Genomic DNA, 22997 nt, shown 5'->3' with positions numbered 1-22997 from the left:
AAAATTGGTATATACTATAATATGATTATAGATATTATACAATAGGAGGTGAAAATCATGAATCCTGTTTTATTTGCATTTGGACTTACTGTATTCGCAGGATTGTCTACTGGTATAGGTAGTGCTCTAGCTTTTTTTACTAAAAAAACTAACACTAAATTTTTATCTGCTTCTTTGGGTTTTTCTGCTGGAGTGATGATATATGTCTCTTTTGTAGAAATCTTTGTAAAAGCAAAAGAATCATTAGTAGATGTACTTGGTTTAAAGACGGGAAGTTGGATAACGGTATTATCATTTTTTGGAGGTATATTTTTAATAGCTATAATAGACAAATTAGTACCAAGTTTCGAAAATCCTCATAATGTTCAGACTATAGAAGCTGTAGATAATGCAGATAGTAAAGATATAGAAAATAAAAATAGTTTAAAAAGAATGGGACTAATGTCTGCATTAGCAATAGCAATACATAACTTTCCAGAAGGTTTAGCAACTTTTACGGCTGCATTAAAAGATCCTACATTAGGTATACCTATTGCTGTAGCTGTAGCAATTCATAATATTCCTGAGGGGATTGCTGTTTCAATACCTCTATATTACGCCACAGGAAATAAAAGAAAAGCATTTTATTATTCTTTTGCATCGGGTCTTTCAGAGCCATTAGGTGCTTTGGTAGGATATCTGTTGTTATCAAGTTTCTTTAATGATCTAACCTTTGGTATATTATTTGGAATGGTCGCTGGAATAATGGTGTATATTTCATTAGATGAATTATTACCTGCTGCTCAAAAATATGGAGAACATCATATTTCGATATACGGTCTTATACTTGGAATGATAGTTATGTCATTAAGTTTACTATTATTTATATAGATAATTAAAGGTGATTCTAAAAGGGATCACCTTTTTAATAAGGAGTGAATAAATTGATTTTTAATAAAGAATTGACTAACTCTATTACTGATGAAGCAAACGAAGGACTTATTTTTATTGATAATAAAGGTGATATTCAACTATATAATAAGAGAGCTAAGGAAATATTTGGAATAATATACGATTCAGGGATAGGACATAAAGGGGGCCAAATAAAAGAAGGAGATATTGTCATAATTGCAAATAATAATTTAGGACAAGATGATGGTGAATTAACGCCTAGTGATCTATCCTATATAGGAATTAATGATGGAGAGATAGAGCTAGGAGATGCTATAGCTGGGATAGGTGTATATAAAGATGATAAAATCAAACCTATATATAAAGTTCTAAAAAGTTATAATGACCATAAAAATTTAGAGATAAATACAGAATTTCTAAAAAATAAAATAAGAATAACTATTGATTTTAATAATAAGGCTACTAAGATTCAAATAAATGGACATATGTATGAAATGGAATATATTAAAGCTATTGGTCATATGGTTATATTAGATAGAAATACTCAAGATATAAAGTTTTATCAAGGTAAAGGATATACTATAAGAAAAGAAAGTATTCACGATATATTTTTAGGCAATAAGTTTATGGAAAAAGGTAAAGGGAGTAAGTTAGTGGAGGTAATTGGTAAGAATATATTTGATATCCATGGGTATATACCGGAAATAAAAGAATTTATAAAATCTGCAGAAGAAAAAGATATTTCTTTCACAGACAAATTCATAGAAATTAATGGTAGACCTACATCTTGTACTTTTATTCCTATCAATAAATCTAATAAAAGAGTAGGTGCCTTACTCAAGGTAGAAGATCTTTCTGAGATAAGAAGAGTTATAAAAGAAAGAGATGATGCCTTAATTAAAATAGAAACAATGCAAAAGAAATTTATAGGGGAAATAGACTTGTCAAAGATTTTTCCTAATATTATAGGAGAAAGTTCAAAAATTACAAATATAAAGAGATTAGCATATAAAGCTTCTAAAACTAATTCAACATTACTGATATTTGGAGAAAGTGGAACTGGAAAAAGCCTTCTAGCAAAGGAAATTCATAATGTAAGTGATAGAAAGGACAACCCTTTTATAGCTGTAAATTGTGGAGGAATACCAGAAAGTTTACTTGAAAGTGAACTTTTTGGATATGAAAAAGGAGCCTTTACTGGAGCTAAATCTGAAGGGAAAAAAGGATATTTTGAACTAGCTGATAAAGGTACAATATTTCTTGATGAAATCGGGGAGATATCTCCAGCAATGCAAGTTAAACTCCTACAAGTTCTTCAAAATAAAAGTTTTTATAAAGTTGGAGGAGCTAAAAAAATACATGTTGATGTTAGAATAATAGCTGCAACAAATAAAAATCTAGAAAAAGAGGTTTTAAAGGGAAACTTTAGAGAAGATTTATATTATAGAATTAATGTTTTCCCTATACGAATACCTCCCTTACGAGAAAGAAAAGAAGATATATACTCATTAGTCTATCAATTATTACCCAAAGTATGTTATAAAGCTGGAACTAAAATTAAGAGACTTTCTTCCGAAGCTTTAAATAAATTATTAACTTATTCCTGGCCAGGTAATATAAGAGAATTAGAAAATATATTAGAAAGAGCTATTAATTTAACTGATGGTAATACTATAATGTCTCGGAATATTCATATAGAATTTGATGAGAAAAATAAAGATTTATTAAATTTAAAAGAAGCTATTATAGAAGCTGAAAAGAATCATATAGTTAAAACATTAAGAATAACTAAAGGAGATAAAAAGAAAGCAATGAAGTTATTAGGTATTAAGAAAACAAGTTTTTACGATAAATTAAAAAAGTATGGCATAAATACTCCGTAATGACGGAATCGTTCCGATGATACGGAATAGTTTTTAATCTATAAACACTAGAAAGATACAACGATGTAAGGTGCAATATAAAAAGTGGTTCAGTTTTACGGAATTATTTGAACTTAATATTAGTATATATTCCTACTTTACTAGCTTATGGCTTGGCACACTAATTGCAATATAATTAGTCATATAAAGTTAAATGAAAGAGGGATAAATATGACTAATAAAAATGCAAATAGTAATTTAATAATAGATGGATGTGATACCGTTAAACTGGCTAAAGAATTTGGAACACCTCTCTATGTAGTATCTCAGCAAAAAATAGAAGAAAGATGTAGAGAGATATATAAGGTGTTCTTATCAGAGTATAAAAATACTAGAGCCCTATATGCTAGTAAATCTTTTTTGACAATGGCTATGTGTAAAATAGTTGAAAAGGAGGGCTTAGGTCTTGATGTAGTATCTGGTGGAGAATTATATACAGCTTTAAAAGCTGATTTTCCTACTGAAAAAATAATATTTCATGGAAACAATAAAAGTTATGAAGAATTGTATATGGCTATTGAAAATGAAATAGGAAGAATAGTGGTAGATAACTTTTATGAGTTTGAATTAATAGAACAAATTGCTCTAAAGTTAGACAAAAAAGTGAATATTCTATATAGAATAACTCCAGGGGTCAATAGTGATACTCATAAGTACATTACTACTGGACAAAAAGATTCTAAATTTGGCATTCCATTAGAAAAAGACATAATAACAGATGCTGTTAAAAAAGCCTTATCATCAGAAAGTATAGGAATGAAAGGTTTCCACTTTCATGTAGGTTCCCAATTGTTTGATAATACATCCCATATTGAGGCTGTGGATATAGCTATTAGATTAATGAAAGAATTAAAAGATGACCTAGGGTATATCACAGAAGAATTAAATACGGGAGGAGGATATGGGATTCCTCACTTGAAAGATGACATCAGAAGATCATTAAAATATTTTATCAAACCTTTAATGGACAGAATAAGTTTGAAAATTTCTGAATATAATCTTTCTATGCCTGAGATTATGATAGAACCAGGTAGATGGATAGTAGGTGAAGCTGGTACTACTCTTTATACTATTGGTAGTATTAAAGAGATTCCAGGATTAAGGACATATGTAGCTATCGATGGAGGAATGACAGATAATCCAAGACCTTCCCTTTATGGAGCAAAATATTATGGAGATATAGCTAATAAGATGAATAAAGAAAAAGTTTGTGAAGTTACAATAGCAGGTAAATGTTGTGAGTCTGGAGATATTCTTATGAAGAATTTAGAAGTGCCTCATATAGTTCCTGGTGATATTTTAGCAGTATATAATACTGGAGCTTATAATTTTTCTATGGCAAGCAATTACAACAGGAGTCTAAGATCAGCAGTAGTTTTGATAAATAACGGTCAAGCTGAAGTTATGGTGGAAAGACAAGGTTATGAAGATTTACTAAGGGGAGAAAGAATACCTAAAATGTTAAGTAATAAGGAGATTAGTCCATCTAAGGTAAAGGGTATTATATAATTTTTTTAAAAAGATGAGTTATTTTTCAAAAAAAATATATAAGGAGTGGGGTTATATGATTAATATTATTTGGTTTCTATTCATTGCAATAGGAATACTTGTAGCAACTTTTACTGGAGATATTTCAGCGGTAACTGATGCTGCTATTGAAAATGCAGAATTAGCTGTAGAATTATCTTTAGGACTTATTGGAGTAATGGCTCTTTGGTTAGGTATTATGAAAATTGCTGAAGAATCTGGTTTAGTTAATCTTTTAGCTAGGGCTTTAAGACCTTTAATGGTTAGACTATTCCCAGAAGTACCCGCTGATCATCCAGCAATGGGAGCAATGATTATGAACATGGCTGCAAATGTGTTAGGGTTAGGTAATGCAGCAACACCATTAGGACTTAAAGCAATGAAAGAATTAAATGAAATTAACGAGGATAAAGAAACAGCTTCAAATGCAATGTGTACATTCTTAGCTATTAATACCTCAAGTGTTACACTAATCCCTGCAACAGTAATAGCTTATAGATCTGCAGCAGGATCAGCTAATCCTACTGAAATAATAGGGCCAGCAATAATAGCAACTATTGCATCAACTATTGCTGCTGTAATAGCTGTAAAAACTTTACAGAAACTACCGATTTTCTCTTCTACAAATCCAAGTAGAAATAAAAAGACTGCAGAATCTAAATAATAAAGGGGGATTATAAATGTTTATTACAATAATGGAAGTTATTTCAAAATATGCAATACCATTTATTTTACTTGCTATACCAACTTATGGTATGTTTAAAAAAGTAAAAGTTTATGAAGCCTTTACAGAAGGGGCAAAAGATGGATTCTATACAGCTGTTAAGATAATACCGTACTTAGTAGCTATGTTGGTGGGAATAGGTATTTTTAGAGCGTCAGGAGCAATGGAACTATTCACTAAAGCATTAAACCCTATAACAAGTCTTATAGGTATGCCATCTGAAGTATTACCTATGGCTTTAATGAGACCACTTTCAGGTGGTGGAGCTTCTGGTATAATGAACAGCTTATTTGAAACTCATGGTCCGGATTCTATTATAGGAAGAATGTCTTCCGTAATGATGGGTTCAACAGAGACTACATTTTATGTATTAGCAGTATACTTTGGAGCAGTTTCAATTAGAAAAACTAGGCACGCTTTACCGGCTGGCTTAATAGCTGATGCAGTGGGAATAATAACAGCAGTAGTAGTGGCGAATTTAATGTTTTAATAATAATAAAAATAAGGGCATATGCCCTTATTTTTTTAGAAAGGAAGAGATTATATGTTTAAACCTAAAATGTTAAGAAAAGGAGATACTATAGGATTAGTAGCTCCTGCTAGCGATTCATCAAAAGAAAAGGTAGATAAGTCAATTGAGTATTTAAAGTCTCAAGGATTTAAAGTAAAAGTAAGTGACAGCTGCTATAGTAAGAAAGGGTATTTAGCAGGAGATGATGAGTTAAGGGCAAAAAATATTAATGATATGTTTAAAGATAAAGATGTAGATGCAATATTTTGTATAAGAGGTGGTTATGGAGTTCATAGAATACTAGAAAAAATAGACTATGATTTAATTAAAGAAAATCCAAAAATATTCATGGGTTATAGTGATATTACTGCATTACATATAGCTATTAATAATAGAGCTAATCTAATAACATTTCATGGCCCCATGACAGTAAGTGATATGAGGGATGGATTAGATAGCTTCTCTTTGCAATCATTTAAAGAAGTGCTAATGACAAGTGAAAATACGTTAGAGATTAATAATCCTGAGGGAGAAAAAATTAAATCCATAGTTAAAGGTATAGCAGAGGGAGAGTTAATAGGCGGAAACTTAGCTCTTATTTCTGGAACTATTGGTACACCATATGAGATTGACACAGAGGATAAAATACTTTTTATAGAAGATATAGGTGAGTATACATTTAGAATAGATAGAATGTTGATGCAATTAAAATTAGCTGGGAAACTAGATTCTGTTCGTGGGATAGTTTTGGGAGATTTTAATAACTGCGTACAAGAAGATAAAGAAGATCAATCTTTAATGGAAGTTTTTGAGGATATATTGATACCATTAAGAGTACCAATTATATACAATCTAAAGTCTGGCCATTGTACACCTAATATTACATTACCATTTGGATCAAAAGTTGAAGTGAACGGAGATGAAGGAAGACTAATTATAAAGGAGCGAGTAACGATAGATGGATAATATATTGAATAAGTCTAAAGATATTAAAGACTGGTTGATAAAAGTAAGAAGAGATTTTCATATATGTCCTGAATTAGGCATGGAAGAGTTTAAAACTTCAGAAAAAATATGCAACTTATTAGATGAAATGGGTATAGAATATCAAAGAGGAGTTGCTAATACAGGAGTAGTAGGTCTAATAAAAGGTGCTGAGAAAGGTAAAACTGTAGCTCTTAGGGCTGATATGGATGCGCTACCTATTTTGGAAAAAAATGATGTATCATACAAATCTAAAGTAGATGGAAAAATGCATGCTTGTGGTCATGATGCTCATATGACTATACTTCTAGGTACAGCTAAAATATTAAATGAAATAAAGGGTGATATAAAAGGGAATATTAAACTAATATTTCAACCAGCTGAAGAAACAGTTGGAGGGGCTCAACCAATGATAGAAGCAGGAGTTATGGAGAATCCAAAGGTTGATGCTATATTTGGACTTCATGTTGCTCCAGAAATACCTGTTGGAAAAATTGGAATAAAATATGATAAAATGAATGCATCCTCTGATACATTAAATATTAAAATATTGGGTGAGAGTACCCATGGTGCATATCCTCAAAGCGGTATCGATAGTATCATGATAACAGCTCAAGTTATTAATGCATTACAGTCTATTGTAAGTAGAAATATAAGTCCCGTTGATTCTGCAGTGGTGTCATTAGGCACAATAAACGGGGGTACTCAGCACAATATTATCGCGAATTCTGTTCAAATAAGAGGGACTTTAAGGACTCTTACTCCAAAAACTAGAGAAATGGCTTTATCTAGAATCCAAAATATAGTGGAAGGTATACCAAGAACTTTAGGAGGGAGAGGAGAATTTATTCGTGAGGAAGGTTACGCTGCATTGATCAATCATGATGATATGGTGGACTTAGTAAAGCATAATGGTGAAAAATTACTAGGTGAAGAAAACATTATTATAATTAATGAACCAAGTTTAGGGGTGGAAGATTTCGCATATTTCTTGAACAAAGCAAAGGGAGCTTACTATAGACTAGGATGTAGAAACGAAGAAAATGGAATAATTTATGATGGACATCATGATAGATTTAATATTGATGAAGATTGCTTACCTATTGGAGTTGCAATGCAAGTATCCAATGTCATTAAATTTTTAAAATAAGGAGTGAAATAATGTTTGATATTCATAAGCTTATAGATGAAGATAAACTGAAATATAGCTTATACGTCGAAGATCTAAAAGATAATAAAATTATATTTGATATAAACACTGAAGAGTCAGTATCAGCTGCCAGTATGATTAAAATTTTTATAATGGCAGAGGCATTTAATCAAGTTTATCAGAATAAATTTATGTTAGAAAAAAATGTGACCATAAATGGAGAAAACATTGTGGGAGGAAGTCTTATAAGAAATCTTTCTAGTTATTGTTTTTCAATAAAAGATTTAATATTTTTAATGATGAATTTAAGTGATAATACTGCTACTAACGAAATTATAGATATTTTAGGCATGGAGAATATTAATGATTTTATACATAAACATGGATTAAAAGAAACTGTAATAAATAGAAAAATGATGGATTTTGAAAAAAAGAAACAAGGCTTTGATAACACTACTTCAGTAAGAGATATCGCATATATTCTAAAGAAAATTTATTATAAAGATTTAATTGATGAAAGTTACTGTGATGAAATGATGCATATAATGAGTAAGCAAGTAGATAATAGAATGATGTCAAGGAATATAGATAAAAGCAATTCAAAAATATATCATAAAACAGGTGATTTACCTAATTTAAATCATGATGCAGGGGTAGTGTCAATAGATAATAGAGAGTATCTATTTTGTATGTTAACATGGGACGGAATAGATAATATATATGGTAGAAAAGTTATTGGAAACATATCTGAAAAGGTATATAAATATTTTAATGAAACCTATGGAAAATAACTCCATGGGTTTTATTAAATAAAAGTATAGTAAAAGCTATTGACAAAAATATATCAAAAGTTTATAATTAAACCACCAAATGAAAACTATTATCAGTTAAATATTAAATATGTGATAAATATCACTACATATTATTTTTTTTATGCTATAATGAGAATAGATTTCAACAGACAATGAATATAATTATTATAGAGGAGGCATTATTGATGAATTTATCTGATGTGAATAGAGGAGACAAATTTAAAATAATTAACATTCCTGATCCTATGATTAGGGCTAAAACCTTAAGATTTGGAATTTCTGAAGGATCAACAGTTGAGTGCATTGAGAAAATACCCGGTGGCCCAATAGTTCTTAAAAAAAATTTACAAGAAATTGCTGTAGGTAGAAAATTAGCAAATAAAATAACGGTCGATGAAATACAATCAAAGGAAGCTGTGGGTGAAGCAGCTATAGCAAGATAGGAGGAGACAGAATGGATTGTTGTAATATAAGTCATCAGATAGATATTCCAGAAGGGGCACGAAAAGTAGTACTTGCTGGTAATCCCAATGTAGGAAAATCAATATTTTTTAACTCATTTACAGGAGTATATGTAGATGTATCTAATTTTCCTGGAACAACTTTAGATATTAGTTCAGGCAAATTTAGAGACTATGTAATAATAGATACACCTGGAGTATATGGAGTTTCTTCATTTAATGATGAAGAAATAGTTGCTAGAGATGCTATAGCATCGGCAGATTTAGTTGTGAACGTAATAGATGCCGTACATTTAGAGAGGGATTTATTTTTAACACAACAGATTATTGATATGGGTATTCCTACAATAGTTGCTATTAATATGATGGATGAAGCCAAAAAGAATGGATTGCAAATTAATATAGACAGATTAAGTGAAGAATTAGGTGTGCCAGTTATACCGACCATTGCTCCAAAGGGAGAGGGTCTTGATAAGGTGAAGAATTCTCTACACTTAGCTGAAATAGGAAATAGTAGTATAAAACTTACAAAAGAATTGGAAGAAATAACAAAAAAATCAACTAATAAAGCAGAAGCAGTATTAATAATGGAGGGAGATCCTCATGTTATCGCCAAAAATAATGTTGAAGTTATAGATTATAGAGAGCAAGTGTATTTAGATAGAAGAGAAAGAGTTAACAATATAATTGATAGAGTAGTAACGGAAACAACGGACAGTACAAGCTTTAGCACAAAATTAGGAAGATTAATGCTTAAGCCATTAACAGGAATCCCTATGTTATTAGGAGCATTATATCTGTTGTATGAGTTTGTAGGAGTATTTATTGCTCAAACAGTAGTTGGAATAACTGAAGAAACTATTTTTATTGAAACCTATGAACCTTTCATTAGAGGAATAGTAGAAAATTTTATTCCTGAATCTTCCTTTATAGGTCAGATTCTTATAGGGGAATTTGGGATATTAACTATGTCAGTAACATATACTTTAGGATTATTATTACCCTTAGTAGTAGGTTTCTATTTATTCTTATCAGTATTAGAAGACTCAGGGTATTTACCAAGAATAGCTGCTTTAGTTGATAGATTATTAACTTCTATTGGATTGAATGGTAGGGCAGTAATACCAATGATATTAGGTTTTGGTTGTGTAACAATGGCTACAATAACTACTAGAATGTTAGGATCTAAAAGAGAAAGAATAATTGCTGTATTTTTACTTGGCTTAGCAATACCTTGTTCAGCACAGATAGGTGTTATTGTAGGTTTAATTGCTCCATTAGGAGTAAAATATTTAATAATATATGCAATTACCATCTTTATAGTATATGTGTTATCAGGAACTATATTAAATAAAATACTACCTGGAGAGTCAACTGATCTATTAATTGACTTACCACCATTAAGAATACCAAGAATAGGTAATGTGCTGAGAAAAACATATATGAAATCAATATCCTTTATAAAAGAAGCTGGACCTATATTTATTATAGGTGCAATAGCAATAACTTTACTTCAATACAGTGGTATACTAGTAGCTATACAAAATGCAGTAGAGCCAATAACAGTAGGGTGGTTAGGACTACCTAAAGAAACTGCTACAGCATTTATTATGGGTATAGTTCGTCGTGACTTTGGAGCAGCAGGGTTAAGTTCACTTACTATGACTGCTGATCAAACAATTGTTTCGTTAGTTACTATTACTCTATTTGTTCCATGTATTGCAGCCATGATAATTATGCTTAAAGAAAGAAGTAAAACAGAAGCAGTGACAATTTGGATCTCAAGTTGGGTTATAGCATTTATTACTGGAGGAATATTATATAGAGTATTGAGCCTGTTTGCTTAAGGAGATGAAAATATGAATTGTAATACTACAGAAGGTGTAAGAATATGTTCTCAATGTAACAATAAAATAAAGGATCCTAATCTTATTAGGTGTCCAAGATGTAATAATATACTTTTAAAAAAATGTTCAGAATGTAAAGGCTGTAGTATATTCAAAAAGATGGGTTAATTAACCCATCTTTTTTATAGTTCTTTTATTATGATACATATCCTTCCAAGGATCTTCTTTTTGTCCTAGGCGTCTAAATATATTTTTTATATTATATTTTGTAGGAGTTAAATCACCATCTAATTCATTCCAATCTAAAGGAGTAGCTACTGGGGCGTGTTCTTTACTTCGAATGCTATAGGGAGCAATAGAAGTTTGTCCATAGGCATTTCGAAGATAATCTATAAATATTTTATTTTCTCTTTTTTCCTTTCTTTGTTCAATGGTGTATAGATCTTCGTCTTTATTAACAACTTCTTGAGAAATGTCTTTAGCAATTTCTCTTATTTCATCAAAACTCTTTTCTTGCTTTATTGGAACAACTATATGAAGTCCGGATGAACCAGTTGTCATTACATATGGTACTAGTGATTTTTCTTCTAAAACTTTCTTTAATGATTTAGCTGCTTTTATTACTATACTAAAATTTCCCTTTTTTGGAGGATCTAAATCAAATATCATTTTATCTGGGCATTCTAAGCTATTCTTTGTAGTCAACCATATATGATGAGATATACATGCTTGATTGGCAAGGTATACTAAGGATAGTTTATCATCACATAGTGGATAAATTGTATATCCTTTACTTTTGTTTTTTACATCTATTCGGTTAAACCAACTAGGAAAGTGGCTTGGAATTTGCTTTTCATAAAAGTCTATATCCTCAATTCCATTTGGGAACCTATGCATAGTTAAAGGTCGGTTTTTAATGTGAGGTAACATATATTTAGATATTTTATCAAAGTAGTCAATTAAATCTCCTTTGGTAATATTAGTTTTGGGGAATAGAACTTTATCTGTATTCTTAATTTCAATTTTCTTATCATATATCTGCATATTACTCATCCTTTACTTCTTCTATGGTTTTACCACTAAGGACAGAATTGTTTTCTGTGCTAGTAGGATTTCTTCTAGCATCAGCCTCATCATCTTTCATTTTCACTAATATCCATCTTTCGTCCTTGCCTTTACTTGTCCTTATTAAAGCATAACCACCTTTCAATTTTTTGCCATTCAGCCATATGGTTAAGTGACCCTCTTTTAATGATTCCTCTACAGTGGGTGAGTTGTTTTCTTTAAGATTTTCATAAGTTCCATTATCCCATACAATAACCTCACCAGCACCATAATTTCCTTTAGGGATAACTCCCTCAAAGTCTGCATATTTCATTGGATGATCTTCAGTAGGCATAGCTAATCGTCTTTTCCTTGGATCGGTAGAAGGACCTTTGGGTATAGCCCATGATTTTAGAACTCCATCTATTTCTATTCTGAAATCATAATGTAGATTAGATGCATTATGTTTTTGTATTACAAAAATTGGTTTATCACTGTTCTTACTTGAATTTCCTTTAGGTTCTGGTGTAGAGCTGAATTTTCTTTTTTCATTATATTTATTAAGTTTTTCATTAGACATTATACCAACTCCTCTTATAATATATTTACCAGAAAATATTGATCATAAACTTTATCATTCTTTAATAAACTGTCGTTAAATGTTATAATTAATGGGATATAGTATTGGGAGGTATTTTATGAAAAATAATAAATTCCAATGTGATGGTTGTGGAAGAAATTGCTATATAACCCTCCAAAAGGATGGAAATGAATATTATATAGAGGGCAACACCTGTATTGGTGGAGAAGAGTATGCCAAAGAACAATGGCCTTTCTTAAAAAGTCAGAACTCTCTCCAAAGAAAAGAAAAGAAAAAAGGAATATTTAAGAAGTTATTTAGAAAATAGATGGAATTTATCCATCTATTTTGTTTTCACAAATATTGAAATATGTTATATTATAAGAGTATATTACATGTTAAACAGGGGGAATTACATTGAAGAATGTCACTATTGATGAATTAATGAAGGATATTAATTACTTAAAGCTATTATCAGAGGATTATCCTTCTATATCTTCAGTTACATCTGAAATCATAAATTTAAATGCTATTTTAAATCTTCCCAAAGGTACAGAACACTTTTTGACAGATATTCATGGGGAGTATGAAGCTTTTAGTTATGTATTAAGAAATGCATCTGGGGTATTAAAATTAAAGATAGATGATATCTTTGATGATAGCTTAGACCTTGATGAAAAAAAGAAATTAGCTACATTACTATATTATCCAGAAGAAAAAATTGATTTAATAAAAAAAGAAGTTGATGATTTAAATGAGTGGTATAGAATTACTTTAATACAATTAATAAAAATATGTAGGATAGTTTCTTCTAAATATACTAGATCCAGAGTGCGGAAGACATTGCCTAAGGATTTTTCATATATAATAGAGGAATTATTGCACGAGGATGAAGAAAGATTAAATAAGCATGACTATTTTAATAATATTATTGATACTATAATAGGAATCGATAGATCGGATGAGTTTATAATTGCTATAGCAAAGTTAATTCAAAGACTAGCAATAGATAGACTTCATATAGTAGGAGATATATATGATAGAGGACCTTATGCTCATAAAATTATAGATGACTTAATTGAAAGAAGTAGCTCAGTAGATATTCAATGGGGAAATCATGATATTTTATGGATGGGGGCAGCTAGTGGATCTTTAGCTTGTATAACTAATGTGGTCAGAATAGCATTAAGATATGCTAATTTAGCCACATTAGAAGAAGGATATGGGATAAACTTATTACCATTAGCTACTTTTGCATTAAATACTTATAAAGATGATAAATCAAGAAGTTTTATTCCAAAAAAACCAATAGAAAACTATTATCAAGAAAAAGACTTAGAATTATTATCAAAGATGCACAAAGCAATATCTATCATACAATTCAAGTTAGAAGGTCAACTTATAGAAAATAGCCCAAATTATGAAATGGAAGAGAGATTGTTATTAGATAAAATAAATTATCAAGATTATACTATAGAGATTAATGGAAAGAAATATTTGATGAATGATACAAATTTCCCAACAATAGATATAAATGATCCTTATAGATTAACTGAAGAAGAAGAAAGAATTTTAAATAGAATCAAAGAATGTTTTATGGGTAGTGATAAACTTCAAAAACATATAAAGTTCCTGTACTCTAATGGAAGTATGTATCTAAGATATAATTCAAATCTTTTATACCACAGTTGTATTCCTATGACTGAAGATGGAAACTTTAGAGAAGTAAAATTAGGCAATGAGTCTCTATATGGAAAATCACTTTTTGACAAATTAGATTTTCTAGTTAGAATGACTTATTTTAATAATAATGAATTAGATAAAGGGCTCTATGGACAAGATATAATGTGGTATTTATGGTGCAATGGAAATTCTCCGTTGTTTGGAAAAGATAGAATGACTACATTTGAAAGATACTTTATTGATGATAAAAGTACTCATATAGAAATAAAAGATCCTTATTATAAATTTAGAGATAATGAGGATATACTAAATAAAATATTAGAGGAATTTGGTCTTAATCCTAATGAATCACATATCATAAATGGACATGTCCCAGTTAAAGTATCAAAGGGAGAGAGTCCAATCAAAGGTAATGGTAAATTACTAGTGATTGATGGAGGTTTTTCTAAAGCTTATCAATCAAAGACAGGAATAGCTGGTTATACGTTAATATATAATTCCTATGGTATAAGATTAGCATCCCATGAACCATTTGAATCTAAAGAAAAAGCAATTGTTGAAGAAAAAGATATACTATCTACATTAGAATTATTAGAAAAAATGGATAAAAGAGAGTATATTTATGATACAGATAAAGGAAAAGAAATAAAAGAAAGAGTAAACTCTTTAGAAAGATTGTTAGCAGCATATAGAATGGGATTAATAAATGAGGATATCGAATAAGAAAAAGACTTCTACTGTAGAAGTCTTTTTCTTATGTTTAATTTATAGTATATAGGGTAATATTTTAGAAGACAGAGAAATTAAAGGGAGGTAGTTTGTATGAATGATTATCATGAGTCAATAGACTTACTAGATGAGGAGTCTAGAAATTATGTAAGAGCATTGCACAGTTTGATGGAAGAGGTTGAAGCTGTAGATTGGTATCATCAAAGAGTAGTAGCTACAAAAGATGAACAATTAAAGGCTATAATGGCTCACAATAGGAATGAAGAGATAGAGCACGCTTGTATGGCACTGGAATGGTTAAGGAGAAATATGCCAGGATGGGATGAGCAATTACGTACATATTTATTTACTGAAGATCCAATTCTTGAAGTAGAAGAAAAAGCTGAAGAAGATGAGGATAATAATGATGGAGATTTAGGAATAGGTAAATTGAAATAAATTTATAGGAAGGGGAATGTAAATGTTAAAGAGAAATTTAGCACCTATAACAGAGGAAATGTGGGAAGAAATAGATGACAGAGCTAAAGAAGTTCTTTCAAACTATTTATCCGCAAGAAAAGTAGTCAATGTAACTGGTCCAAAGGGATGGGGATATACTGTAGTTCCTGAAGGACGTATAGAGCCTGTAAAAGATGACAAAACAGATACTGACTTTGGACTATATAAAGTAAAGCCTTTAGTTGAAAGTAGAGTAGAATTTGAGTTAGATAGATGGGAAATGGACAATATAGTAAGAGGAGCAAAGGATGTAGAGTTAGAGAATCTAGAAGAAGCAGTAAGAAAAATTGCTTTATTTGAAGAGAATGCGATATATAATGGGTTAGAAAAAGGTATGATTGAAGGATTGAAAAGCTCCTCAGAACAAAATACTATGAACTTTGGGAAGAATGGTGATGAGATATTAGCAGCAGTATCTGAAGGAATATTAAGACTTCAAGATGCATTTGCTGGTAAACCTTATGCATTGATAGTAGGAAAAGAAGCATATAAAAGAATTAATGCAAATTGTACGGGATATCCATTATTAGCAAGGTTAGAAGAATTATTAGGTATGGAAGTTATATATAGTCATGTTGTAGATGGTGCTTTCCTAATACCTTGTGATCATGACGACTTAGAAATGACAATAGGTAAAGATTTATCTATAGGGTATCAAAATAGTGATAATAATAAAGTGAAATTCTTTATAACTGAATCTTTTACATTTAGAGTATTAGATCCAGATATTATTATTAAATATAATATCTAAAAGAAGACTCCCATTAATGGGAGTCTTTTAAAATCCGGGGATTACACTGCCGTTATATTTTTTTGCAATAAATTCTTCAACTTCTTTACTTTGTAAAACTTTTAGAAGAAGTTTTAAATTTTCTTTATTCTCGTCCGCTTTTCTTATTGCAATTATATTAGCATAAGGAGAATCTTTTTCTTCTATAATTAGAGCATCTTCTGTAGGAGTTAAATTAGCCTCTAAAGCATAATTTCCATTTATAATAGCTAAATCCACATCATCTAAAGATCTTGGAATTTGAGCAGCTTCAAGAGCTTTAAATTGTAAGTTCTTAGGATTATGGGTTACATCTTTTTCTGTTGCTAGTAGTCCGGCATTTTTATCTAACTTTATAAGGCCGTTTTTTTCAAGAAGCATTAAAGCTCTTCCACCATTTGTAGGATCATTAGGTATAGCTATACTACTTTCTTTCTTCAGATCTTTTATTTCTTTTATAGTATTTGAATATATTCCTAGGGGCTCTAGGTGAATTTGCCCTAAGGAAACTATATCTGTATTATTGTTTTTATTGAAATTTTCTAGATAAGGAACATGTTGAAAGAAATTTGCATCTATTTCTCCTTCAGATAAAGCTAAATTAGGTTTAACATAATCAGTGAACTCAATAATTTCTAAAGTTATTCCTTCCTCTGCTAAATTATCTTTTACAATTTCTAATATTTCTCCATGGGGAATAGGAGTAGCTCCTACCTTTAATGTATTATCTGATGACTGCTCATCATTACAACCTGTAAATACAATTGACAATATTATTAATAATATAAATATGATTTTTTTCAATTAAAACCCTCCTAGCGATTTTTAAGTAAATTAAATGCAATTTTGTTGCCCAAAACTTGAATTCCTTGTACTAATAGTATTATTACTACAACAGACAAAATCATTATGTCTGACTGAAATCTATAAAAACCATATCTAATTGCTAAGTCGCCTAAACCACCTCCTCCTATCGCTCCTGCCATTGCTGAATAGCCTATTAAATTTATTAAAGTTAAAGTCATACCTAAAATCAGAGAAGGTAGAGCCTCTGGTATTAGAACTCTAAGTATTATCTGTAGATTAGTAGCTCCCATTGATAAGGACGCTTCAATAATTCCATGACTGACTTCTTTTAACGAACTTTCCACTATTCTAGCAATAAAAGGAGCAGCTGCAATAGATAATGGAACTATGCTTGCAGAAGTTCCTATAGATGTGCCTATAACATATCTTGATAAAGGTGATAAGACTATCATAAGTATAATAAATGGAAATGATCTTCCGATATTTACTATTGTACTTAATGAATTATTGATTATTTTATTTTCCCAAAGACTATCTTTTTCACTAATATATATTAAAACTCCAATAGGAAAACCAATTAATAAAGCTATAATAGCTGATGATAAAACCATATATAAAGTTTCTAACAGAGGATTTATTAAAATACTAAACATTTTCTATCACCTCCCATTTGACACCATTCTCACTAAGATGAGTAAGAGAACTGTTGATTTCGTTTATATCTCCATTAATTTGTATAGTTAGATTTCCTATACTAGTAGTTGTTAGCTTATCAATATTTCCTGATAGAATATTTATATCTACTTTGTAGTTCCTAATCAGATGGGAAATTATAGGTTTTTTAGCTGAGTCTCCTATAAAGCTTAATTTAACTAATTTGGAATTTTTCTTAAGCTTTATATTAATTTCATCAATATCTTCATTATGGATAGCTCCAATAAACCGTTTAGTGATATCGGCTTGGGGACTAAAGAAGACATCATCTACTTTTCCTGACTCAACAATTAAACCATCACTAATAACAGCAACTCTATCACATATACGCTTTACAACTTCCATTTCATGGGTAATAAGAACCACTGTTAAACCTAGAGTTTGTTGTAAATTTTTTAGAAGTAGTAATATTGATTTAGTAGTCTCTGGGTCTAAGGCAGATGTAGCTTCATCACATAATAATAAGTTAGGATCATTGGCTAAGGCTCTGGCGATAGCCACTCTTTGTTTTTGTCCTCCGCTTAATTGAGATGGATATGCATATTTTTTATCACTAAGTCCTACTAATTCTAATAGATCGTTTACTTTTTTATAAATAATTTGTTTATTAACTTTAGAAATCTGTAAAGGAAATGCTATATTATCAAATACAGTTTTTGAACTTAGTAAATCAAAGTGTTGGAAAATCATACCTATATTTTTTCTTTGATTTAATAGCTCTTTTTTGGTTAATGATGTAATATCTACTCCATCAACTATGATTTGGCCTTTATCAACTTCTTCTAGCCTATTAATAGTACGGATAAGAGTTGATTTACCAGCACCACTTAATCCTATAACTCCGAAAATTTCTTTTTTATTTATATCTAAATTAATATCTCTAAGAGCTATAATTCTTTTATCTTGAGATTTATATACTTTAGAAACGTTTCTTATTTTTATCAATTTAAATCCTCCTTTATCATTTAATGAGTTTTAGTGTACTGAAACTTTATATATCTAGAGAGCAAGGATTCATTGATGCTAATTTTTCTATGCAATAAAAAAATCCCCTATGAAAGAGGATAAATGTATAGTTTCCTCTCTCATCTGTCGGTATATACCGCAGGAATTAGCACCTTATGCTTATAGCATAGGTTGCCGGGTTTCATCGGGCCAGCCCCTCCACCTCTCTGGATAAGAGTTTCGATATTCAGTTTAAATATATTGTTTACAATTATATTGCTATAATTATATTCTGTCAATAAGAAATTTATGTAAATTTTTATAATTTAAATTTATATATACTTTTTATTCTCCTATATATATGGGATAATTAATATATAGGAGAGATGTATATGGCTAAAATAACTGAAATTAGAGATGCACAAAAAGATATAAATAGAGTTCATATTTATGTAGATGGAGAGTACTTTAAATCAACTTTAAGAGAAATTAGCTTTAATTTAAATTTATATCCCGGTAAGGAAATTAACAGAGAAACGCTGGAAGAGATAATATTGAAGGAAGATATAATTAAATGTAAAAATAAAGCTATTCAAATCATAAATGGTGCGTCTCAAAGTGAAAGTAACTTAAAGAGAAAACTTAAAAATTATGGATTTGAGAAAAATATAATAGATAGAGTATTAGATAGCTTAAGAGAATATGATCTAGTTAACGATGAACAATTGGCAGAAAGTATTATAAAAGATAAAAGAAAGATAAAAAGATTTGGTAAAAATAGAATTTATTATGATTTACTAAAGAAAGGTATAGATAAGAAATTAGCTCAAAAGGAAATTAATAGATTAGAAGATAAAGATGTTGAATTAAAAAATGCTATTGTTTTAGCTGAGAAAAAAATAAGGAAAATTAAAGAAGATGATGATAGGAAGACATATCAAAAACTCGCTAGGCATTTATCATATAAAGGGTTTGAGTATGATATTGTAAAAAAGGCTATTTCTAAAGTAATGAATAGAGAATATGATGATTATTAATATATATAATAGGGTAATTTATTTAAAATTAAATTAATAGGAGGATTATATATGCCGGACAATAAAGAGAAACTAGTTATATTATGGACTAGTGGAGATAAAGAGGTAGCTACTAATATGCTATTTATGTATGCTCTTAACTCTAAAATTAGAGGATGGTGGGAAGATATAACTCTAATAGTATGGGGCCCATCTGCAAAGCTACTATCTAGGGATGAAGAATTACAAGATTATATGAAAAAAATGAAAGAAGAAGGTATAAAACTAGAGGCTTGCAGAGCTTGCGCTAATAACTACAATGTGTCTGAGAAACTAGAGGAAATAGGTATAGAAGTTAAATCAATGGGTCAACCTCTAACGAATTATATATTAGGAGATTATCATTTATTAACTATATAAGATTAAGCGACGAATATTCGTCGCTTTTTTATTCTAAATAATATCTTAATTGCATAATAATAGTAAAAAATATAAGGATGATATCATGGGATTTTTAAGTAAGATTACATATAATTTTTTTATTGCCTTTGGAGTGATGTTGGGGGCATGTTTTTTTGCAGGCTTTGCAGCTTTAATATTAAATCATCCTCCTTTAAAAACGATGATTGATATTGGGAAGAATATTAAGATATGGGCTATAGCAATATCTTTAGGAGGAACCTTTTCCTCCTTTCAAATTTTAGAACAAGGACTATTGAGAAGAGAATTGCTGACATTAATAAAACAAATAGCATATATTGTTTCTGCATTAATAGGGGCTAATTGTGGATATGCATTATTAAAATATCTTAGGAGAATAAGTGAATTATGGATAGAGTAAAGGGGATTAATAAGTTTTTTATAACTTTGATAATGGGTATGATAATTGGGATGATAATTGGAAGCCTTACAGTTACAATATTTGTATCTTACAAGATAGATGAGTATTATCAGAGATTAAATGTATATTATACTTTACTTGAAGAAAAAGATTTAAAATTAAATAAATTAGAGGAATCTATAAATAAAAATAGATATATTCTAAAAGATATAAATATAAAATTAGAAAACATTAATGATGAAATTGACGAGATAGAATTAATAAAGCATATAAAAGAAAAATATATTAATCTAATAGGAAAAGAAGTTAAAGATATTGATATAAATATTATTTCAGAAATTGTAGATAATAGAATAATGAAATTTGAGGAGAATTCTTATAAGCTTCAAGTGAAAAAAGTATTATTAAGTGATATTTTAGAAATATATATAGAAGTAAAAGATATGAAATAATGTTATTGGATTTTTTCATATCTTTTATATTTAAGTATAGAAGAAGGGAAAAGGCTTTTAGAACAAAAATTATTATTTCAGAAAATTATTTATTAAAAAAAGACTTGAAATATTCTGAAAAATATATTATACTTAATTAGTAAAATAACTCAAAAAAGGAGGTCGTATTAATGAAAACTTTAATTAATGGATTAACTAATTTATCACCTAAATTCAGTTATATGAGTGCGACCTATGGGAGTTATTTATAGTTTTTTAACTTGATTACTAACCATAGGTATTAAGATATCTATGGTTTTTTATTGTCTATTTTTAGTATATATTTATACAAAATAGGATAATAGTTTGCTTTCTAAGCCATGGATTTATAAATCCATGGCTTTTTTATTACATAAATAAAAAAATAACAGGAGTGATTCAATGAAAACTTATGTATTAATTTATGAAGGGTTTGTACAATTTGAAGTGGTTTTATCTAATTATTTTATGAAGACGAAAGGAGAAATAGTAACTGTAGGGCTAAATAATAAAGAAGTAACATCTTGGGAAGGGTTTAGAACTTTGCCCCATATTACATTAGAGGAAGTAGATATTAAAGATGTTGATTTACTTATTCTACCTGGAGGAGATCCTCAGCACTTAATAAATGATAAGAAGTTAATGGAAGTGATTGACAAATTAAATAGTCAGGGTAAAACTATAGGGGCTATATGTGCTGCACCATTATCTTTAGCAAAGGCCGGAGTTTTAAAAGGAAGAAAATATACTACAACATTACCAATAGTAGAATTTAAAGATTTTAATGAAAGTGAATTTGTTGATGAAAATGTAGTGGTGGATGGAAACATAATAACAGCAAAAGCTAGCGGATATGTAGATTTTGCTCTAGAATTAGGAAAAATAATGAATATTTATGAAAATGAAGCAGATTTACAGGAAACAATCAAATATTTTAAATATTTTAATGTAAGAGAAAATGTTATTAGTTAAGAAAGTGAGGAGGAATTATTATAGATATTAAATATGATAAGTTAAATAATAGTCATTTAGATGAAGCTGTCAAATTAGTAATTGAATCTTATGAAGATGAAAGAAAAGTGACGAATATACTTCCAGATAATATTATTGAATTAAATAAAATTAAGGAATTAATGTCACAATTAATTTTAAATGAAATAGGTTTTATAGCTCTTTTAAATGATCAATTAGTAGGGTTTATAACTGGGCTTAAAGTAGATGAACTGTTTGGAAAATGTAAGGGAATATATAGTCCATTATATGCCCATGGAGCAAAAAAGGAATATAGAGAACAAATATATAAAGGACTATATCAATATGCAGCTGATCGATGGGTGAAAGAAGGATATATGACCCATGCATTAACGTTTTTTGCCCATGATAGGAGAAATATAGAGACATGGACTTGGCAAGGTTTTGGATTTAGATGTGTAGATGCAATTAGAAAAGCTGAGGTTATAGATGTATATAATTCTAGCATTAAGGTAAAAAAAGCAAATGTACCAGATATTTCTAATATAGTAGAAATCCACAGAGAACACATTAAGTACTACAAAAAGTCCCCTATTTTCTTTCCTAAAAATGAAGAGGATCCTAGTAGAGATTTAATTAATTGGTTAAGTAAGGATAATCATCATTTATGGATTGCTTATACGGAAAATAAAGCTATAGGTTATATGATGTTAGAACCAACAGGAGAAACTTATATCTCTGAGCACAAGAATATAATGAATATTACAGGGGCTTATACTACTGAAGAGGAAAGGGGATCAAAGGCCGGAGCTATGATATTAAATAATATACAAAAATGGTTAATAGATAATGATTATCCTCTATGTGGTGTAGATTTTGAGTCTATAAACAATTTGGGAAGCTATTTTTGGACTAAATACTTTACACCATATACTTATAGTTTAGTAAGACGTATTGATGAGAGAGTACTAGATATTAACTAATAAAATAAAGTGGGAGGTAGAAATATGAAAATTAAAATAACTAAAACTGTATTAATGCTGGGAAAAGGATATATAAATGATCCCTAACAAAGTCATATATAATCATTAACATTAAAG

The 22997-nt window shown here is 29.5% G+C and carries 26 protein-coding genes and 1 riboswitch; of the genes, 21 read left to right on the top strand and 5 right to left on the bottom strand.

The features are described 5' to 3' along the window. The first annotated feature begins 57 nt into the window (after positions 1–57). From zupT to GOQ27_RS03215, 11 genes are all read left to right on the top strand, one after another. The gene (gene zupT / locus GOQ27_RS03265) at positions 58–870 is read left to right on the top strand and encodes a zinc transporter ZupT (RefSeq protein WP_203365390.1); all 813 of its coding nucleotides are present in this window, start codon (positions 58–60) and stop codon (positions 868–870) included. Positions 871–923: 53 nt separating this feature from the next. Next, entirely contained in the window at positions 924–2774 is a 1851-nt protein-coding gene (locus GOQ27_RS03260; RefSeq protein ID WP_203365389.1) for a sigma-54 interaction domain-containing protein, read from the top strand. Positions 2775–2984: 210 nt separating this feature from the next. Next, entirely contained in the window at positions 2985–4322 is a 1338-nt protein-coding gene (lysA, locus tag GOQ27_RS03255; RefSeq protein WP_203365388.1) for a diaminopimelate decarboxylase, read from the top strand. A gap of 55 nt (positions 4323–4377) precedes the next feature. Then, on the top strand, positions 4378–5004 hold the full coding sequence (locus GOQ27_RS03250) for a nucleoside recognition domain-containing protein (RefSeq protein ID WP_203365387.1): 627 nt from the start codon (positions 4378–4380) through the stop codon (positions 5002–5004). A 16-nt stretch (positions 5005–5020) separates the two neighbouring features. Continuing rightward, the gene (locus GOQ27_RS03245) at positions 5021–5554 is read left to right on the top strand and encodes a spore maturation protein (protein ID WP_203365386.1); all 534 of its coding nucleotides are present in this window, start codon (positions 5021–5023) and stop codon (positions 5552–5554) included. Positions 5555–5608: 54 nt separating this feature from the next. Continuing rightward, positions 5609–6541, top strand: a complete 933-nt coding sequence (locus tag GOQ27_RS03240; RefSeq protein ID WP_203365385.1) for a S66 peptidase family protein — start codon at positions 5609–5611, stop codon at positions 6539–6541. Then, positions 6534–7709, top strand: coding sequence for a M20 metallopeptidase family protein (locus GOQ27_RS03235; protein WP_203365384.1), 1176 nt, complete (start codon positions 6534–6536; stop codon positions 7707–7709). The genes GOQ27_RS03240 and GOQ27_RS03235 overlap by 8 nt, the downstream gene beginning before the upstream one ends. 11 nt (positions 7710–7720) lie before the next feature. Continuing rightward, the gene (locus tag GOQ27_RS03230) at positions 7721–8500 is read left to right on the top strand and encodes a serine hydrolase (RefSeq protein ID WP_203365383.1); all 780 of its coding nucleotides are present in this window, start codon (positions 7721–7723) and stop codon (positions 8498–8500) included. Positions 8501–8706: 206 nt separating this feature from the next. After that, entirely contained in the window at positions 8707–8964 is a 258-nt protein-coding gene (locus GOQ27_RS03225) for a FeoA family protein (protein ID WP_203365382.1), read from the top strand. Between the two features lie 11 nt (positions 8965–8975). Further along, entirely contained in the window at positions 8976–10829 is a 1854-nt protein-coding gene (feoB, locus tag GOQ27_RS03220) for a ferrous iron transport protein B (RefSeq protein WP_203365381.1), read from the top strand. Between the two features lie 12 nt (positions 10830–10841). Next, positions 10842–10997 carry a hypothetical protein gene (locus tag GOQ27_RS03215; RefSeq protein ID WP_203365380.1) on the top strand — a complete coding sequence of 52 codons (156 nt, stop codon included), beginning with the start codon at positions 10842–10844 and terminating at the stop codon, positions 10995–10997. Here GOQ27_RS03215 and ligD read toward each other — a convergent pair whose 3' ends face one another. Further along, a complete protein-coding gene (ligD, locus tag GOQ27_RS03210) occupies positions 10998–11873 on the bottom strand; it encodes a non-homologous end-joining DNA ligase (protein WP_203365379.1) in 876 nt (291 codons plus the stop codon). A 1-nt stretch (position 11874) separates the two neighbouring features. Continuing rightward, positions 11875–12453, bottom strand: a complete 579-nt coding sequence (locus GOQ27_RS03205; protein ID WP_203365378.1) for a DNA polymerase ligase N-terminal domain-containing protein — start codon at positions 12451–12453, stop codon at positions 11875–11877. Between the two features lie 118 nt (positions 12454–12571). On the opposite strand from GOQ27_RS03205, the gene GOQ27_RS03200 reads away from it, so the two are divergent. The 4 genes from GOQ27_RS03200 to GOQ27_RS03185 all read left to right on the top strand — a co-directional run bounded on the left by GOQ27_RS03200 (position 12572) and on the right by GOQ27_RS03185 (position 16114). Further along, positions 12572–12781: a hypothetical protein gene (locus GOQ27_RS03200; RefSeq protein WP_203365377.1), complete on the top strand. Its 210-nt coding sequence runs from the start codon at positions 12572–12574 to the stop codon at positions 12779–12781. Between the two features lie 89 nt (positions 12782–12870). After that, entirely contained in the window at positions 12871–14859 is a 1989-nt protein-coding gene (locus GOQ27_RS03195) for a fructose-1,6-bisphosphatase (protein WP_484477099.1), read from the top strand. Positions 14860–14958: 99 nt separating this feature from the next. Beyond that, on the top strand, positions 14959–15303 hold the full coding sequence (locus tag GOQ27_RS03190; protein ID WP_203365376.1) for an encapsulin-associated ferritin-like protein: 345 nt from the start codon (positions 14959–14961) through the stop codon (positions 15301–15303). Positions 15304–15325: 22 nt separating this feature from the next. Next, on the top strand, positions 15326–16114 hold the full coding sequence (locus GOQ27_RS03185) for a family 1 encapsulin nanocompartment shell protein (RefSeq protein WP_252187726.1): 789 nt from the start codon (positions 15326–15328) through the stop codon (positions 16112–16114). Between the two features lie 27 nt (positions 16115–16141). Here GOQ27_RS03185 and GOQ27_RS03180 read toward each other — a convergent pair whose 3' ends face one another. From GOQ27_RS03180 to GOQ27_RS03170, 3 genes are read right to left on the bottom strand one after another with little or no spacing between them, the layout of a single operon-like run. Continuing rightward, the gene (locus GOQ27_RS03180; RefSeq protein ID WP_203365375.1) at positions 16142–16936 is read right to left on the bottom strand and encodes a MetQ/NlpA family ABC transporter substrate-binding protein; all 795 of its coding nucleotides are present in this window, start codon (positions 16934–16936) and stop codon (positions 16142–16144) included. A gap of 11 nt (positions 16937–16947) precedes the next feature. Continuing rightward, positions 16948–17592: a methionine ABC transporter permease gene (locus GOQ27_RS03175; RefSeq protein WP_203365374.1), complete on the bottom strand. Its 645-nt coding sequence runs from the start codon at positions 17590–17592 to the stop codon at positions 16948–16950. Beyond that, positions 17585–18598 carry a methionine ABC transporter ATP-binding protein gene (locus GOQ27_RS03170; protein ID WP_203365373.1) on the bottom strand — a complete coding sequence of 338 codons (1014 nt, stop codon included), beginning with the start codon at positions 18596–18598 and terminating at the stop codon, positions 17585–17587. The genes GOQ27_RS03175 and GOQ27_RS03170 overlap by 8 nt, the downstream gene beginning before the upstream one ends. 137 nt (positions 18599–18735) lie before the next feature. Continuing rightward, positions 18736–18836: riboswitch (SAM riboswitch) on the bottom strand. Between the two features lie 154 nt (positions 18837–18990). Between GOQ27_RS03170 and GOQ27_RS03165 the strand changes: the two genes are divergently transcribed. The 6 genes from GOQ27_RS03165 (at position 18991) to GOQ27_RS03140 (ending at position 22880) form a co-directional block, all read left to right on the top strand. Then, positions 18991–19635, top strand: a complete 645-nt coding sequence (locus GOQ27_RS03165) for a regulatory protein RecX (protein ID WP_203365372.1) — start codon at positions 18991–18993, stop codon at positions 19633–19635. A 51-nt stretch (positions 19636–19686) separates the two neighbouring features. After that, positions 19687–20034: a DsrE family protein gene (locus tag GOQ27_RS03160; RefSeq protein ID WP_203365371.1), complete on the top strand. Its 348-nt coding sequence runs from the start codon at positions 19687–19689 to the stop codon at positions 20032–20034. An 85-nt stretch (positions 20035–20119) separates the two neighbouring features. After that, positions 20120–20455: a YtrH family sporulation protein gene (locus GOQ27_RS03155; protein WP_207751255.1), complete on the top strand. Its 336-nt coding sequence runs from the start codon at positions 20120–20122 to the stop codon at positions 20453–20455. After that, positions 20443–20907, top strand: a complete 465-nt coding sequence (locus GOQ27_RS03150) for a sporulation membrane protein YtrI (RefSeq protein ID WP_203365370.1) — start codon at positions 20443–20445, stop codon at positions 20905–20907. The genes GOQ27_RS03155 and GOQ27_RS03150 overlap by 13 nt, the downstream gene beginning before the upstream one ends. 420 nt (positions 20908–21327) lie before the next feature. Further along, positions 21328–21897 (top strand): DJ-1/PfpI family protein, encoded by a 570-nt coding sequence (locus tag GOQ27_RS03145; protein ID WP_203365369.1) that lies wholly within the window; start codon positions 21328–21330, stop codon positions 21895–21897. 107 nt (positions 21898–22004) lie between these two features. Then, entirely contained in the window at positions 22005–22880 is an 876-nt protein-coding gene (locus GOQ27_RS03140) for a GNAT family N-acetyltransferase (protein ID WP_203365368.1), read from the top strand. Positions 22881–22997: the final 117 nt, after the last annotated feature.

Origin of the sequence: Anaeromonas frigoriresistens (assembly GCF_016820655.1) — a bacterium.
In the GTDB taxonomy this organism is placed as follows: domain Bacteria; phylum Bacillota; class Clostridia; order Tissierellales; family SIT17; genus Anaeromonas; species Anaeromonas frigoriresistens.
This window is presented reverse-complemented; position numbering and strand designations above follow the sequence as displayed.

What these genes read in the sequence shown, in the direction of transcription:
- GOQ27_RS03230 (WP_203365383.1), top strand. Translation starts at nt 7,721, where the DNA reads ATGTTTGATATTCATAAGCTTATAGATGAAGATAAACTGAAATATAGC.
- GOQ27_RS03240 (WP_203365385.1), top strand. Translation starts at nt 5,609, where the DNA reads ATGTTTAAACCTAAAATGTTAAGAAAAGGAGATACTATAGGATTAGTA.
- GOQ27_RS03150 (WP_203365370.1), top strand. Translation starts at nt 20,443, where the DNA reads ATGGATAGAGTAAAGGGGATTAATAAGTTTTTTATAACTTTGATAATG.
- GOQ27_RS03205 (WP_203365378.1), bottom strand. Translation starts at nt 12,453, where the DNA reads ATGTCTAATGAAAAACTTAATAAATATAATGAAAAAAGAAAATTCAGC.
- GOQ27_RS03225 (WP_203365382.1), top strand. Translation starts at nt 8,707, where the DNA reads ATGAATTTATCTGATGTGAATAGAGGAGACAAATTTAAAATAATTAAC.
- GOQ27_RS03160 (WP_203365371.1), top strand. Translation starts at nt 19,687, where the DNA reads ATGCCGGACAATAAAGAGAAACTAGTTATATTATGGACTAGTGGAGAT.
- GOQ27_RS03175 (WP_203365374.1), bottom strand. Translation starts at nt 17,592, where the DNA reads ATGTTTAGTATTTTAATAAATCCTCTGTTAGAAACTTTATATATGGTT.
- GOQ27_RS03145 (WP_203365369.1), top strand. Translation starts at nt 21,328, where the DNA reads ATGAAAACTTATGTATTAATTTATGAAGGGTTTGTACAATTTGAAGTG.
- GOQ27_RS03245 (WP_203365386.1), top strand. Translation starts at nt 5,021, where the DNA reads ATGTTTATTACAATAATGGAAGTTATTTCAAAATATGCAATACCATTT.
- GOQ27_RS03165 (WP_203365372.1), top strand. Translation starts at nt 18,991, where the DNA reads ATGGCTAAAATAACTGAAATTAGAGATGCACAAAAAGATATAAATAGA.
- GOQ27_RS03155 (WP_207751255.1), top strand. Translation starts at nt 20,120, where the DNA reads ATGGGATTTTTAAGTAAGATTACATATAATTTTTTTATTGCCTTTGGA.
- zupT (WP_203365390.1), top strand. Translation starts at nt 58, where the DNA reads ATGAATCCTGTTTTATTTGCATTTGGACTTACTGTATTCGCAGGATTG.
- GOQ27_RS03235 (WP_203365384.1), top strand. Translation starts at nt 6,534, where the DNA reads ATGGATAATATATTGAATAAGTCTAAAGATATTAAAGACTGGTTGATA.
- GOQ27_RS03215 (WP_203365380.1), top strand. Translation starts at nt 10,842, where the DNA reads ATGAATTGTAATACTACAGAAGGTGTAAGAATATGTTCTCAATGTAAC.
- GOQ27_RS03190 (WP_203365376.1), top strand. Translation starts at nt 14,959, where the DNA reads ATGAATGATTATCATGAGTCAATAGACTTACTAGATGAGGAGTCTAGA.
- ligD (WP_203365379.1), bottom strand. Translation starts at nt 11,873, where the DNA reads ATGCAGATATATGATAAGAAAATTGAAATTAAGAATACAGATAAAGTT.
- GOQ27_RS03250 (WP_203365387.1), top strand. Translation starts at nt 4,378, where the DNA reads ATGATTAATATTATTTGGTTTCTATTCATTGCAATAGGAATACTTGTA.
- lysA (WP_203365388.1), top strand. Translation starts at nt 2,985, where the DNA reads ATGACTAATAAAAATGCAAATAGTAATTTAATAATAGATGGATGTGAT.
- feoB (WP_203365381.1), top strand. Translation starts at nt 8,976, where the DNA reads ATGGATTGTTGTAATATAAGTCATCAGATAGATATTCCAGAAGGGGCA.
- GOQ27_RS03185 (WP_252187726.1), top strand. Translation starts at nt 15,326, where the DNA reads ATGTTAAAGAGAAATTTAGCACCTATAACAGAGGAAATGTGGGAAGAA.
- GOQ27_RS03200 (WP_203365377.1), top strand. Translation starts at nt 12,572, where the DNA reads ATGAAAAATAATAAATTCCAATGTGATGGTTGTGGAAGAAATTGCTAT.